Source organism: Natronosalvus amylolyticus, assembly GCF_024298845.1.
Taxonomy (GTDB): domain Archaea; phylum Halobacteriota; class Halobacteria; order Halobacteriales; family Natrialbaceae; genus Natronosalvus; species Natronosalvus amylolyticus.
Genome location: NZ_CP101156.1, coordinates 2,939,713 through 2,952,105, shown reverse-complemented (window position 1 = coordinate 2,952,105; position 12,393 = coordinate 2,939,713). Strand labels below are relative to the sequence as shown.

General features: G+C 61.4%; 13 protein-coding genes and 1 tRNA gene. 5 read left to right on the top strand and 9 right to left on the bottom strand.

Annotated elements, in window-relative coordinates:
• Positions 1 to 29: 29 nt before the first annotated feature.
• Positions 30 to 1,292, bottom strand: a complete 1,263-nt coding sequence (gene icd / locus NLK60_RS13810) for an isocitrate dehydrogenase (NADP(+)) (RefSeq protein WP_254808354.1) — start codon at positions 1,290 to 1,292, stop codon at positions 30 to 32.
• A gap of 129 nt (positions 1,293 to 1,421) precedes the next feature.
• A complete protein-coding gene (locus NLK60_RS13805) occupies positions 1,422 to 1,700 on the bottom strand; it encodes a hypothetical protein (protein ID WP_254808353.1) in 279 nt (92 codons plus the stop codon).
• Between the two features lie 135 nt (positions 1,701 to 1,835).
• Here NLK60_RS13805 and NLK60_RS13800 point away from each other — a divergent pair, with 135 nt between their 5' ends.
• Positions 1,836 to 2,171: a ferredoxin gene (locus tag NLK60_RS13800; RefSeq protein WP_254808352.1), complete on the top strand. Its 336-nt coding sequence runs from the start codon at positions 1,836 to 1,838 to the stop codon at positions 2,169 to 2,171.
• Here NLK60_RS13800 and NLK60_RS13795 read toward each other — a convergent pair whose 3' ends face one another.
• Entirely contained in the window at positions 2,172 to 2,651 is a 480-nt protein-coding gene (locus NLK60_RS13795; RefSeq protein WP_254808351.1) for a hypothetical protein, read from the bottom strand. It abuts the gene before it with no gap.
• A 352-nt stretch (positions 2,652 to 3,003) separates the two neighbouring features.
• Here NLK60_RS13795 and NLK60_RS13790 point away from each other — a divergent pair.
• Positions 3,004 to 3,087 (top strand) — tRNA-Leu (locus NLK60_RS13790).
• A gap of 189 nt (positions 3,088 to 3,276) precedes the next feature.
• Here NLK60_RS13790 and NLK60_RS13785 read toward each other — a convergent pair.
• Complete coding sequence (locus NLK60_RS13785; RefSeq protein ID WP_254808350.1) at positions 3,277 to 4,116, bottom strand: RNA ligase family protein; 840 nt, start codon at positions 4,114 to 4,116, stop codon at positions 3,277 to 3,279.
• A 248-nt stretch (positions 4,117 to 4,364) separates the two neighbouring features.
• Here NLK60_RS13785 and NLK60_RS13780 point away from each other — a divergent pair, with 248 nt between their 5' ends.
• Positions 4,365 to 4,838: a GNAT family N-acetyltransferase gene (locus NLK60_RS13780; RefSeq protein ID WP_343233720.1), complete on the top strand. Its 474-nt coding sequence runs from the start codon at positions 4,365 to 4,367 to the stop codon at positions 4,836 to 4,838.
• Between the two features lie 76 nt (positions 4,839 to 4,914).
• On the opposite strand, the gene nadC is transcribed toward NLK60_RS13780, so the two are convergent.
• Entirely contained in the window at positions 4,915 to 5,745 is an 831-nt protein-coding gene (gene nadC / locus NLK60_RS13775) for a carboxylating nicotinate-nucleotide diphosphorylase (RefSeq protein WP_254808348.1), read from the bottom strand.
• 116 nt (positions 5,746 to 5,861) lie between these two features.
• Between nadC and NLK60_RS13770 the strand changes: the two genes are divergently transcribed.
• Together NLK60_RS13770 and NLK60_RS13765 are read left to right on the top strand one after the other, a co-directional pair.
• Entirely contained in the window at positions 5,862 to 7,013 is a 1,152-nt protein-coding gene (locus tag NLK60_RS13770; RefSeq protein ID WP_254808347.1) for a mechanosensitive ion channel family protein, read from the top strand.
• Between the two features lie 118 nt (positions 7,014 to 7,131).
• Positions 7,132 to 7,770, top strand: coding sequence for a lysoplasmalogenase (locus tag NLK60_RS13765; protein ID WP_254808346.1), 639 nt, complete (start codon positions 7,132 to 7,134; stop codon positions 7,768 to 7,770).
• Here the strand turns inward: NLK60_RS13765 and NLK60_RS13760 are convergent, their stop codons facing one another.
• The 4 genes from NLK60_RS13760 to NLK60_RS13745 form a co-directional block, all read right to left on the bottom strand.
• Positions 7,771 to 9,351 carry an L-aspartate oxidase gene (locus tag NLK60_RS13760; protein WP_254808345.1) on the bottom strand — a complete coding sequence of 527 codons (1,581 nt, stop codon included), beginning with the start codon at positions 9,349 to 9,351 and terminating at the stop codon, positions 7,771 to 7,773. It abuts the gene before it with no gap.
• A 2-nt stretch (positions 9,352 to 9,353) separates the two neighbouring features.
• Positions 9,354 to 10,487 carry a quinolinate synthase NadA gene (nadA, locus tag NLK60_RS13755; RefSeq protein ID WP_254808344.1) on the bottom strand — a complete coding sequence of 378 codons (1,134 nt, stop codon included), beginning with the start codon at positions 10,485 to 10,487 and terminating at the stop codon, positions 9,354 to 9,356.
• Between the two features lie 327 nt (positions 10,488 to 10,814).
• Positions 10,815 to 12,134 (bottom strand): IS200/IS605 family accessory protein TnpB-related protein, encoded by a 1,320-nt coding sequence (locus tag NLK60_RS13750; RefSeq protein ID WP_254808343.1) that lies wholly within the window; start codon positions 12,132 to 12,134, stop codon positions 10,815 to 10,817.
• A complete protein-coding gene (locus NLK60_RS13745) occupies positions 12,131 to 12,268 on the bottom strand; it encodes a hypothetical protein (RefSeq protein WP_254808342.1) in 138 nt (45 codons plus the stop codon). The genes NLK60_RS13750 and NLK60_RS13745 overlap by 4 nt, the downstream gene beginning before the upstream one ends.
• Positions 12,269 to 12,393 lie beyond the last annotated feature (125 nt).

Sequence of the window (12,393 nt, the reverse complement as noted above, 5' to 3'; positions counted from 1 at the left end):
CGTTGGAACCTGACTGCTCGAAAAGCTCTCTATGAGAGCTTTTCGATGTTCTCGACGACGGCGTCAGCGAACTCGCTGGTGGCGACCTTGGTGCCGCCTTCGATCTGTCGATGCAGGTCGTAAGTGACCGTCCCGGAGGAGATTGTCTCCTCGACGGCGTCGCGAACGAGGTCGGCGGCGTCGTTCCAGCCGAGGTAGTCGAGCATCTCGCGACCCGAGAGGATCATCGCGGTCGGGTTGACCTTGTCCTCGCCGGCGTATTTCGGTGCGGAGCCGTGAACGGGCTCGGCGAGACAGCGGCCGTGGCCGAAGTTGGCACCGGGGGCGATGCCCAGGCCACCGATCTGTGCGCCAGCCGCGTCGGACATGTAGTCGCCGTTGAGGTTCATCGTCGCGATGACGGAGTACTCGTCCGTTCGGGTCAACAGCTGCTGGAGCATGTTGTCGGCGATACGGTCTTGCACGACGACCGTGCCCTCGGGCTGTTCGCCGTCGTACTCCTCCCAGAGTTCGTCCTCGGTGATGACGTCGTCGCCGTACTCCTCCTCGGCGAGTTCGTAGCCCCAGTCACGGAAGGCACCCTCCGTGAACTTCATGATGTTACCCTTGTGGACCAGCGTTACGGAGTCGCGGTCGTTGGCGATAGCGTAGTCGATGGCTTCGCGGATGAGACGCTTCGAGCCGAACTCGGAAATCGGCTTCACGCCGATGCCGACCGGTCCGTCGTGGATGACGTCTGCAACGTCCATATCCTCCTCGAGGAAGGTTCGAACCTGCTCGACTTCGTCGGTGCCGGCTTCCCACTCGACGCCGGCGTAGACGTCCTCGGTGTTCTCCCGGAACGTAATCATGTCCATTGCTTCCGGGTTCTTGACGGGCGAGGGAACACCGTCGATGTGGTAGGTCGGTCGGACGTTCGCGTACATGTCGAGCGTCTGGCGCAGTGCGACGTTGAGCGAGCGGAAGCCGGCGCCGACGGGCGTCGTCAGCGGGCCTTTGATCGCGACGCGGTGTTCGCGGATGGCGTTGACCGTGTCATCGGGCAGGTTCTCGTCGTATTTCTCTCGAGCGCTGGAACCGGCGTAGACGCGCATCCAGGCGATGGAGCGGCCGGTCGCTTCTGCAGCGGCGTCGAGCACTTTCTGGGCGGCTGGACCGACGTCGGTCCCGATTCCGTCACCGTGGATGATCGGGATAATCGGGTTCGACGGTACCTCGAGTTCGCCGGATTCCTCGTCGGCGAGCGTAATCTTCTCTCCGTCTTCGGGAACCTCGACTTGTTCGTAGTTCATGATCGTTCGTAGGTGGATGGGTCAGGGCTAAAAGAGTGCTCATTTGCGTCTCTCCGGCAATTTTCGCCCGCAGGCGGCCCCTTCATCGGGTGAACCAAGCCGATCATATGCGGCCCGATCACATCCCACTTACCGCCCATCCATCACCACGAACACCACAAATCCGGAGAGCACCAGCGCGATACCACCCCCCAGAACCACGACTCGCAACGACCAGGAGCCCAACCCGTCCTCGAGTGCCATCCAGAACGCCGCCACGAGCGTGACACCGACGGAGACCAACGCGGCACCGATCCGTTCACCATCGAGTTCCGAATCCGTCGTGAGGAATTTGGCCTTGAAAACACGTACGACGGCGATCACGCTCATCACCCCGCAAAAGAGGAAGAGAAAGGTGATCGGCGTCATAGCAGACGGATTCTCAACGATCCATCGTAAGTGTAGGTGGTTTTCGGCGCTCGTTGTCCGGGCGTGAAAACCAGGCGACTTCGGCTCGAGTGACCGACCGTAACGCGAAAGAGGGTCGGCCACCGAGAGTCGGTCATGAGCGACCGAATCGACCGCCCGAGCGATGTCGGCTCGAGTGACGGGCCACCGATCGAGGAAAAGCCCTACAAGATCATCTTCGAGGCCAACAAGTGCTTCGGGGCGGGCAAGTGCGCCGAAGTCAGCGGCAACTGGGAGATGGACATTTCGACCGGCCTCGCTCGCGTCAACGCGTACTTCATCGGAGAGGACGACCTCGAGGAGAACGTCCGCGCTGCGGAGGTCTGCCCGGCAAAAAAAGACCAGGGCTGTATCCACGTCGTCGACCGCCGGACCGACAAAGAGATCGCCCCGGACCCACACGGCGATGGGACGTTGAGCGTAGACTGGTAGCTACCGATAGGCGAACGCAACGGCGACCAACACGACGACGCTGCTTCCGATGGCAAAGAGTGCAATCGTTTTTGCGGTGACCTCGAGCCACACTAGGGGAACGAGTGCGAAGACGAGTACACCACAGGCCATCGCAACGGCCCCGAGTCTGCGGGCCGTTTTCCGGTCGACATCTGGGGTCGTCAACAGGTCGCGACGGTCACGATAGCGGACCAGCCAGCCCAGGCCGACACAGAGAACTGCGGTCGCCACGAGCGTACCCATCGCGATGTGACGGTCGGGTGCCTCGAGGGCGATAGCCGTAGCGAGTGCGAGTAATCCGAAGGCAACGATGGCAAGGACGATACCGTTTGCCCGCCCATCAGCGTCGTCGCTCGTGTGGACGAAGGACTCCGAACGAAACGCGTCTCTCGCCAGCCAAAAACAGCCGAATGCAGCCGCTGTCAGCAAACCCGCGACGATACCCGTTCCAGCCTCCATCCGTTCATATAGCTACTCGCGGTCATATTATTTCACCCGATAGCTACCCTCGAGTCACACCGAAACGCACAACCCCTGCCGGTGGTTACCCTCGAGTGCAGTTTTGCGCGAGGGTAGCCAAGCAGGCCAACGGCGGTGGGCTTACAACGCCGGGACCTTTTGCTGTGCTCGTTCACGTCGTTCACTCGCTGGCAAACGCTCCAGCAAAACTCGTCGTCACCCTCTTCGAGGGTTCCTCGAGCCGTTCACTCACTTCGTTCGTTCACGGGGAGCGACAAAGCAAGAATCAACTCCTCGAGTCACACCGAAACGCACAACCCCCGCCGGTGGTTACCCTCGAGTGCAGTTTTGCGCGAGGGTAGCCAAGCAGGCCAACGGCGGTGGGCTTAAGACCCGCTCTCGTAGGAGTCCGAGGGTTCAAATCCCTTCCCTCGCACTGGTCACGAACAATTCGTGAGTGACCAGTATGAGATGGAGGGTTTGAACGAGAGAAGTCGCAGCGCCGAGCAACGCGAGGCGACCGTCTTCGCGTTGTTCAAATCCCTTCCCTCGAGTAACGACGAACAAAATCCGTTTTCGAATGACACCCCCAACAAACGAACGCACTCCCTCGAGCCCGGCTCGGTCACTGCCCGTCCATCCACCGCCGGAGGGCGTCCCAGAGTGCTGATCGGAACGCGTCCATATCGACTGCTCCGTCGGCTCGGTACAGCTGGTGGTTCGCTTCGCGACCGATCGCCTCGAGCACTCGTTCGTGCAGTGCCTCGAGGGTCACCGCCCCGTCTCGAGCCTCGAGGGTCGCGGCGACCCCCGCGATTCGCTCGTCGGTTGCGTACCGTTCGACCAACTGTGCTGCAGTGGCCACCTCCTGGACCGGGTCCTCGAGGTCGTCACTGGTCGGATGGAGAATCTTGGCTCGTGTGCCACGTTTGTCCCGAACGATGACCCCCTCGGCGGGACCGTCGTACCAGTGAGACTGCGGGACGGTGTACGACTCCAGGTCGAAATCGCGAGCGCGACGTTCCCGTTCGAAGGCGTTCACGGGATAGAGTCCAAGGCGCTCGTAGATCTGTTCGACGGTGTCGGGCGGATAGAACCGGTCGGTGTCGTCGTTCCAGACGTCGAAGCCGAGAAACGACGGCATCCGATCCCAGTCGTAGTCGATCCGCTGTCGGTGCATCGCCTCGCCGAAGAAAACGAGCGATTCGCTGTCGTCGACCGCGTCCCGGAGTGCCGACCGCTCGAGGTTCGCTCGAACGTGACTGACGGCGTGTTGGTACGGTTGCGGGACGGCATTCGGGTCGTCGTACCAGCGATTCCGATCCCCGAACCGGAGCAGCCCTGACGAACGGACCTGGAATCGAAACGGTTCCCCGTCGACCTTCTCGAGGAGCCAGAGATGCCCCGATTCGAAGATTCGATCCGGGGCCGCAGTCGCGTGCGGGATAGCGGGGTAGTCTTTCACGGCTTCCTGAGCGTAGGCAGTCCAGGGTATTCATAGTGTTTCCTGAAACTACTGCGATTTTCGAGGGGGAAACGGTACCGCTCGAGTGTCCCAAAGCGCCCAGGAATCGCTATCAATTTGCTCGGTCGGGGGAACAGGCCCCGAGATCACGTCTCCCGACGAATCCACTGTCGGTGTCGTTCTGTAATGGTGGCTTCCCTTGCGGGTGATTTCGACGGAGCTTTTTTGCCGTCTTCCAAAGAGAAAGCGTGTCATCCCTCCAGATTCGACCCGCACGGCCAGCTGATGCAGCCCGTGTAGCGAGGCTGTACCGTCAGGCCTATGCGAGCGCAGCTGCCCTCGGGTTTCCCTCTCGTATGACCGAAATCGACGCCGAAACCGTCGGCGACTGGCTCGAGGCCGACGCACGAACCCTGCTGGCGTTCGACGAGGAAGACGAACCCATCGCGACCGTTCGGCTCCTCGAGGAACGCGAGGAACCGTATCTCGAGCGGCTGGCGGTACGACCCGACAGACAGGGCGAGGGAATCGCTTCGACGCTGGTCGGTCGAATGGAGCGCTATGCGCGAAATCACGGCTACGCCTGTATCCAGTTGACGACGTTCGACGAGCATCCGTTCTTGCTCGAGTGGTACCGCGATCGAGGATACGAACCGATCGAATACCACGAACGGCCCGAGCGATCGTACGATTTCGTGACGATGGAAAAGCCACTCGAGTGAACGTCGATTCCCCCGTGTTGCTGATCAAATATTATTATGTCAATACCAGCTATTGAAGAAGTAGTTAGTGTGGAACCTATCCCGTCCGAAAAGACAGATCGAGCGACGGCGCGGAGTGGGTGAGCGACCCCATCGAGATGATGTCGACGCCAGTGGCCGCGTAGTCGCCGACCGTCTCGAGCGTGATTCCCCCGCTAGCTTCGGTTAGCACGTGCTCGGCGACGGCTGGCTCGAGGTCGCACTCGAGGGTGTCGACGGCCTCGCGAAGCTCCTCCGGAGTGAAGTTATCGAGCAAGATGATGTCGGCCCCGGCGTTAGCGGCCCGGATTGCATCGTCGGTGGATTCGACTTCGACGTCGAGTTTGGTCGCGAACGAAGCCGTTTCCTGGAAGTGCTCGATAGCGCGCTCGAGGCCCATCTCGGCGATGTGGTTGTCCTTGATCATGACCATGTGCGAGAGGTCGAGACGGTGGGTATCGCCCCCGCCGGCGACGACCGCCCGTTTCTCGAGGCCGCGCAGCCCGGGCGTCGTTTTGCGTGTCGCGGCGATGGTGACGGTTTCGGATTCGACTCGAGCGGCGTCGACGACTGCCGCCGTCCGGGTTGCGATACCGGACGCGTGGCCGACGAGGTTGACGGCGACACGCTCGCCGCGAAGGACGTCCCGTGCCGGCCCCTCGACACGGAGAACGACGTCACCCGGTTCGATCACGGTTCCCGAGCCGACCGTTTCGAGAACCGTCACACCGAGATACTCGAAGACGGCACGACCGGCCTCGAGACCGGCGACGGTACCGGCTTCTTTGGCGACGAGTCGACCGGTCGTTTCCCCCGGCACGTCGTTCGTGACGTCGTGGTGGCCGATGTCTTCGTCCAGCCACCGTTCGATCTGTCCGTGGGTGATCATTGGGTAACATGGGTCCGCACGATGTGATAAACGACCCCCTTTCCCCTCGGTGATCGAGAATAGACGCCTCAGACACTGAGAGAAAGAGTTAGGTCACTCTCAGTCGTGAGTAAGTCATGTTCGATTCACTTATCTCCCTGTTGGCGACTCTCTTCGAGGAGGTGCCTGCCTGGCAGGCGACACTGCTCCTGGTCGGTGTCTCGGTTGGGATCGCAGTCATACTCGAGGTCGTCGTTCTTCGGACGCTGTTACGTTACACCAGCCGAACGCGGACGGCGTACGATCACATCCTCGTCGGGGAACTCCGGGTTCCGGTCGTGTTGACGGTTGCTCTCGCCGGCGTCTACTTGCTGACCCAGATTCCGGCGGTAACCCAGAACGTGTTGCTGACCAGTGAGCAGTTGAATACCTTCTTCGGACGGCCCTCGCTGTCCGTCATCATCATCGCCTGGGCATTCGCCGCCAACCGAGTCGTCAACCGGTTCGTCGAGGAGGTCAAAGACAAAGGTTCGCGCTTCGATTTCGCACCGGTGTTCTCGAACGTCTGGACGCTCGTGGTCTTCGTCGGCACTATCGGCGCGTTGCTCTCGGTCTGGGAGTACAGCATCACCCCACTGCTCGGGGCTGCGGGTGTCGCTGGCATCGCCGTCGGTTTCGCTGCTCGAGACACCGTCGCCAACTTCTTCGGCGGTATCGCGCTGTATTTCGACGATACGTACAAACTGGGCGATTACATCACGCTGGATTCCGGTGAAGCCGGCACCGTCGTCAAAGTGGGAGTGCGTTCGACGACGCTCATGATGCGCGATGAGGTGTTGATCACGGTGCCGAACGCCGCCCTGAACGCGGCGAAGGTCATCAACCAGTCGGCGCCACAGCGCCGAAAACGGCTCAAGCTCCCCATCGGCGTCGCCTACGGTACCGACATCGACGAGTTCGAAGCGCTCGTCCTCGAGATCGCCGAAGACGAATCGCTCGTGCTCGACTCGCCCAAGCCCCGGATGCGGTTTCGAAACTTCGGCGACTCCGCCCTCGAGTACGAACTCCTGTGCTGGGTCGGCTCGCCGATTCGAGCGAACAAGACCCGACACAAGCTGAACCGGGCGATCTACAAAACGTTCCTCGAGGCCGGCATCGAGATCCCGTTCCCACAACGAGACATTCACGTGGTTCCCGCGTCCGAATCGCCCGAGGGCGAGCACCCCGGTGCTCTCGCCAGCGGCGGGACCGATGCAGTCGAGAAGCCGATCACGAACGATCACAGCTGATAGCGATCCTCGAGTGGCCCCGAATCCATCACTCGAGTGGCCCCGAACCGGCGACTACACTTAACTACTCGAAGTGATATGCTCGTGGGTATACGGAACCATGATTCGTGAACGCGGTGTGCCGAATACGAGACGCCACTGGGTGCCGGCAGCCATCGTCCTCACCGCAGTGTTTTACATCGGGTTCGCGCCGGGTGACCCCCTGTGGTTGTCGCTCGCGTTCAAAGTACTCCCGATGGTGTTGATCATCGGCTACGCGATCACGCTGCTTCCGGCGGGCCGAGACCGCGTTCACACGTTCATCGTGATCGGACTCGGGTTCTGTGCAATCGGTGACGTCACCCTCCACTGGTTTCTGGTCGGTCTTACGGCCTTTCTCCTGGGACACATCTGGTATCTGGCAGGGTTTCTGACTCGAGCGCGAGTCACGAGCGCCCGTGTCGCCAGCGCACTCCCTCTCGCTGGCGTCGGCGTCGCGATTGGAATGCCGCTGCTCTCGGCGATCCAGGGGGCCGGCGACACTCACCTGTTGCTCCCCGTTGCCGGCTACATCGTCGTCATCCTGGCGATGGCCTGGGCAGCCCTGCTGACTGGCAACCGATGGGCTATCGTCGGTAGCCTCCTGTTCGTCACCTCGGACGCCATCCTCTCGTGGAACATGTTCGTCGCGGACGTGACGTACTCGGGGCTGTTGATAATGGCCACCTACTACAGCGCCCAGTTTTGTATCGCCCGCAGCGTGGTCGATTTCGACTGATCAGCGCGCGTGGCCGGCGAGCCCGTCTCGGGCCGTATCGACGACGTGATGACACCCGATCGAATCGGGGTTCTCAGCCGCCGCTCGAGCGACCAACAGGGCCGTGACACAGGCGTTCCGGAGTTCGTAGAGGTCTCGAGACGTTCGCGTCCGCCGGTAGGCGTCGACCTCGCCTTTGAGACGGCGGAAGACGGCCCCTGCTCGAGCAACCTCGTCGGGGTCGCGCTCGAGGCCGAGTGCGTCGTCCATAGTTTGTTGCAGTCGGGTGAACTTCTCGGCGGCAAATCCCGGCGGGAGTTCGGGGTCGCTGTTGCGCAGGTCGGGTGCCTCGATTGGCTCGGGATCGACTTCGAGCGAGGCTGCGTGTTCGCCCGCCCGAAGCCCCCAGACAAGGCCCTCGAGCAGGCTCGTACTCGCGAGTCGGTTCGCGCCGTGGACGCCCGTCCGGGCACATTCCCCAACGGCGTACAGTCGGTCGAGTGTCGTTCGACCATGGCCGTCGACGGCAATCCCGCCACAGAGGAAGTGTTCACACGGGGCGACCGGGATAGCGTCGCCTTCAACTCCCTGCTGGCGGCATTTCTCGGCCAGATTCGGGAATTCGCTCTCGAAGGCGAGCGGTGAGACGTCGAGGGCGACCTCGCCAGTTCGGTCGCGCTCGCTGGCGACCGCTCGAGCGACCACGTCCCGTGGGGCGAGTTCGGCGTCGGGGTGGACGTCGGGCATGAATCGCTTACCGTCGGCGTTTCGGAGCACTGCACCCTCGCCCCGAAGTGCTTCCGAGAGCAAGAACGTGGGTTCGCGCTCGTTCGAGGGGAGCGCCTCGTTCATTGGACCCGAGCCTCTCTCACTCGAGCGGGTGGCCCCATCGCTCGCGTACGCCGTCGGATGAAACTGCACGTACTCGAGGTCGGCGACCTCGGCCCCGGCGAGTGCGGCCATGGCGATGCCGTCGCCGGTCGACCCGGCAGGATTGGTCGACCGCGCATAAAGCGAACCGATTCCGCCGGTGGCGAGGACGGTCGTTCCGGCGAACACCGGCTGTCCCGTCTCGGACGCGTCGGTCAGCACGCCGTGGACCCTCCCCTCGTGGGTGAGCAACTCGAGTACGGCGGTATCGTCTCGGATGTCGACGGTATCGAGGCCCTCGAGATGGGCGAGGAAGGGGCGAAGGATGTGTGTACCTGTGGCGGCATCGACGTGCAGGATGCGCGAGTCGGAGTGGGCCGCCTCACGGGTGTAGTCGAACTCGCCGTCGTCCGTTTCGTCGAATTCAATCTCGAGGGTCTCGAGCAGTACGTCCTCGACGGCCGTATCGGCGTGTTCGACCAGCGTGTCGATGGCGTCCGGGTCGGCCGTCCCGTCGCTGGCCTCGAGGATATCCGTTTTCAACGTGGCAGGCTCGCCCCGGGTGGTCGAGATGCCGCCCTGGGCCCAGTCAGTACTCGCATCCTCGGGTCGGGACGCTTTGGTGAGAACGAGAACGTCGGCTCCCTGGCGTGCCGCTGCGAGGGCGGCCGCACAGCCGGCGATGCCCGTACCGACGACGAGGACGTCAGCGGTATCGGGTGTCTCCGCCATGGTTAGACCTCCAGCATTCGCTCGAGGGCGACCTTCGCCAGTTCCTTCTCTTCGGGAGCGACCTCGATGACGTTTCGCTCTCGGCCAGCGACGAGTTCCTCGAGCACCCAGGTCAGGTAGTTGGGGTCGATCTGGCGCATGGCGTTGCAGTCCATACAGGCATCGCCACACAGCGGGAGGACCTCGACGTCGGGGTGCCAGCGCTGGAGGTGTCGCGTCAGGTGGATTTCGGTGCCGATTGCCCAGGTGTCGCCGGGGTCTGCCTCCTCGACGGTGCGACAGATTTCGGCCGTCGAGCCGGCTTTGTCCGCCGCTTCGACGACTTCGCGACGGCACTCGGGGTGAACGATAACCCGAGCGTCGGGGTTCTCCTCCCGAATTTCCTCGACGTGTTCGACGCGGAAGCGTTCGTGGACCTGGCAGTAGCCGTCCCAGCAGATGATGTCGGCCTCGGCGACCGCTTCGGGGTCCTTCCCCTCGGGGTCCCACGGGTCCCAGGTCGCCATCTGTTCTTCCATCCCGAGGCGGTGGGCCGTGTTCTCCCCCAGATGTTTGTCCGGTAAGAAGAGGACTTTGTCGCCGCGGTCGAACGCCCATTCGAATGCGCGGTGGGCGTTCGAGGAGGTACAGACGAGCCCGCCCTGGCTCGCACAGAACGCCTTCAAGTCGGCATACGAATTCATGTACGTAATCGGGATGATGTCCGAATCGGGGGCCGCCGCCGTGATTTCGGCCCAGGCGGCGTCGACCTGGAGGGCCTCGGCCATACCCGCCATCGGACAGGAGGCCTCCATGCTCGGCAAGATCACGGTCTGGTCGTCGTCCGTGATGATGTCGGCAGATTCGGCCATGAACGTCACCCCGCCAAAGATCACGTACTCCGCGTCGCTTTCGGCCGCCTCGACCGAGAGCTGGTAGGAGTCACCGACGAAATCGGCGTGTTCGACGATCTCCCGGCGCTGATAGTTGTGCCCGAGAATAACCACGTCGTCGCCCAGTTCCTCGAGTGCGGCCTCGATTCGCTGCGTTCGGTCGGCCTCCTCGAGCTCGCGATAGTTCGCCGGGAGCTGCTCGAGCGTGTCGTATTTGAACAGGCTGAGTTCGGTATCCAGCGCCGTCGTTTCCATTGTTACCATTTACGTCACCTGTGAGTGGTTATGGGTCATAGGCCAGTATTGAAAGTCTTTTTCCTTCAATCCCATCCAGTGAAGGCTCGTTGCTTAGAATCACACTATTGGAGTTGAAAACGCGTCGATAACGACCTCGTCTCGAGTAGTAGGTGACAGAAAGACCAATCGAGTACGTTCGTTTAGCAGAACTCGAATCGACAAGTCAACCATGACTGCGAGAGGCGGTTGCAGGCGGCTACTCGAGTGTTCACAACCAGGGTGACATCCTCGCCCGGCGTGAACGCCGGGGCTTCCCTCACAGAGGGAATACCCAGACTGACTGGGATTGAGGTTTCAAGACGTGTGCGCGTCACCGGTCTCCGGCTTCGCCCCCGCTTCCACCGATGGTGAGCTAGACGAAACCTTGTCATCGGAAGCCCGCCTCTCGGACGGGAGTCCCTCCCTCGGTGACGTGTCTTCGTGGGCCTGCCACTGGCCCCCACTCCGTAGCGAGTCATCGCCTGCCGATTTCCAAGGCAGACTCTCTCCCCACGGATTCAACCGATTGGCTATATTCGCTGCTGCGTTCAAATCCGCCTGATACTCCGACACCCAGCACTCCTCGTTCGTACACTTGAACGTGCCCTGATGCGGCCTGTACCCGATGTGTTGGCAAGCGTGACACGTCTTCGACGTGTGATGCGGATACACGTATTCCACAGAAATACCGCGTTCCGCTGCCTTCTCCTCGATACGTGACTGTAACCGAGAGAACAGCCATTTGCCGAGGCGCCGATTCCAGTACTTCCCGAGGTCCTCGTCCGTGATACCGTCGAGATATTCGAGGACGATAATCGGGTTCTCGAACTGGGAGGCGTATTCAACGGCTCGTGTGGAAGCTTTCTCGATTTTGTCTTCGATGGCGTCTTGCCACGTACCCCACACGAGGTCGTCCAAGAGGTTTGAGGCATACCGCTGTTTCAAGCGGTCTTCGGCAGAGGCTTGTTTTTGTCGGAGGTGTCGGACGCAACCTCCATCCACGAACAACGGGTCGACGGGCGTGTCGTCTCGGAGGGCACAGCCCACCAAGAGTTTCGACTCGCCCACGTCGAACCCGACGGGCGTTACGTCGTCACTTTCACACGAACACGAGTGATTTGCTTCGACTTCGTAGTTCGCGGTGACGTGCAACACCCAGCGAGTCCCGTCGCGTTGCAGGCGAATCTCGCCCGCCCACACGCACTCATCATCGTCGTCGATGAGTGGATGCCACCAGTCTTCTTGCTCGGGGTTCAGTTGGAGTGGAATCCAAAAGTTCGTCCCGCGACCGGGAAGGGGAACCTCCCAGCAGATTTCGTGGTGGCGGTTTTCATCAACGTCGAAGACGGCTGCGGTGTTCGCGTAGCGAATTGGATGATCGTCTGCGAGTTGCGTCGCGCCATACGTGCCCGCATCGAGCAAGTTGGGAACGTATTGTTTGAGTGCATTTTTCGAGTGCCAGTTGAGGTCTTCACCGCTGACGACCTCGTTAACGGCACTCATCGTGTCGCATTCGTTGTTGAAACTGCGACGGAGCAATGATTCGTATCGGGCGTGTTCGTCGTGGAGCTTGCGCTGTTTGTGCTGAGTGGGTGGGGCAAGATACGCTTCGAGTGTCTTGCACTCTTCGCTCATTCTTCAGCAGCGTCAAGTCCTTGTTCGATGAGTTCGGCGTAGGCGAAGTCCATTCGCAGGCCGTTCTCACGAGAGTATTCTTTGACTCGTTCGTGGAGGTCGCTTCCACGTTCGATGGCGATGTCAACTCGCATCCGTTTCTTCGTACGATATTATGTACCTTATGTGTTCTGACTGCGTGGGGTATTCAGAGTGCTGTAGTTCGCAGTTGGCGTAGTGGAGTGACGCGATTCACGCCCGCCGTGAACGGCGGGATTCT

Coding starts and splice junctions, on each gene's coding strand:
- NLK60_RS13805 (WP_254808353.1), bottom strand. CDS start 1,700: ATGACGCCGATCACCTTTCTCTTCCTCTTTTGCGGGGTGATGAGCGTG.
- icd (WP_254808354.1), bottom strand. CDS start 1,292: ATGAACTACGAACAAGTCGAGGTTCCCGAAGACGGAGAGAAGATTACG.
- NLK60_RS13745 (WP_254808342.1), bottom strand. CDS start 12,268: ATGCGAGTTGACATCGCCATCGAACGTGGAAGCGACCTCCACGAACGA.
- NLK60_RS13770 (WP_254808347.1), top strand. CDS start 5,862: ATGTTCGATTCACTTATCTCCCTGTTGGCGACTCTCTTCGAGGAGGTG.
- nadA (WP_254808344.1), bottom strand. CDS start 10,487: ATGGTAACAATGGAAACGACGGCGCTGGATACCGAACTCAGCCTGTTC.
- NLK60_RS13795 (WP_254808351.1), bottom strand. CDS start 2,651: ATGGAGGCTGGAACGGGTATCGTCGCGGGTTTGCTGACAGCGGCTGCA.
- NLK60_RS13760 (WP_254808345.1), bottom strand. CDS start 9,351: ATGGCGGAGACACCCGATACCGCTGACGTCCTCGTCGTCGGTACGGGC.
- NLK60_RS13750 (WP_254808343.1), bottom strand. CDS start 12,134: ATGAGCGAAGAGTGCAAGACACTCGAAGCGTATCTTGCCCCACCCACT.
- NLK60_RS13800 (WP_254808352.1), top strand. CDS start 1,836: ATGAGCGACCGAATCGACCGCCCGAGCGATGTCGGCTCGAGTGACGGG.
- nadC (WP_254808348.1), bottom strand. CDS start 5,745: ATGATCACCCACGGACAGATCGAACGGTGGCTGGACGAAGACATCGGC.